The 842-nt window shown below is 35.6% G+C and carries 1 protein-coding gene; it reads left to right on the forward strand.

The features are described from left to right. A partial coding sequence (locus N2Z58_09450) for a PQQ-binding-like beta-propeller repeat protein (GenBank protein MCX7654883.1) occupies window positions 1-485 on the forward strand: 485 nt, incomplete at its 5' end. Window positions 486-842: the final 357 nt, after the last annotated feature.

Below are 842 nucleotides of genomic sequence, written 5' to 3' on the forward strand. Positions count from 1 at the left end.
GAAGGAATGGAGATATTCTAATTGGAAGTTACGATAAATCTTTATATTGTATATCTTCTGAGGGAAAACTTATATGGAAGTTCACCTCAGACGGAGGGATTTACAGTAGTCCTGTAATAGACAAAGACGGAGTTGTATATTTTTGTACGGAAGAAGGTACATTGTATGCTGTAAATTTTTCTGGTAGAAAGCTTTGGGAGTTACAAACTGGTAGCAATATCTACTCAACACCAGTAATTGGTGAGGATGGGGTTGTTTATTTTGCAAATCAATACGGAGATGTGTATGCTGTAAACTCGAAAGGAAAGCAGCTATGGAAATTATCAATTGATAGTGTGAGGGCAAGTCTCAATCTTTGCAATTCATTGCTGATAATAGTTACAGAAAATGGTATGGTAAATGCGCTAAAGGTCTCATCAAAAAATGTTATGAAAAGCGACTGGCCAAAGTTTATGAAGGATATCAAAAATAATGGTAGATTTTAATTTCAGCTAAAGTGCTGATCGTTCAAGCAAAGCCGATGATGTTTTGTAATAGCGAATTAGTGATCTTGCTTTTGAAAGTGAAAATTATGGCCGAGTGGTTGACAAAATTGGGATTGTATGATAAAGTATGTAGCGCTGGGTTGTGTTGAACAAAAAATAAAAGATGCTCTTGACAAAAGTAACATATCGTGGTAAATTAGGAAACGCTGGGTAAATTAAGAAGTTTGAAGAAAAATAAAAAAATTAAAAAATGCCCCTTGACAAACTAGAGTGAATGTGTTAAATTAAGAAACGCTGCGAGGAGAAGGGAGCCTGGTCATTGAAATAAGAATAGCAGCCACCGATGAAAAGACAGGG

Source organism: Fervidobacterium sp. (genome assembly GCA_026419195.1).
Taxonomy (GTDB): Bacteria; Thermotogota; Thermotogae; order Thermotogales; family Fervidobacteriaceae; genus Fervidobacterium.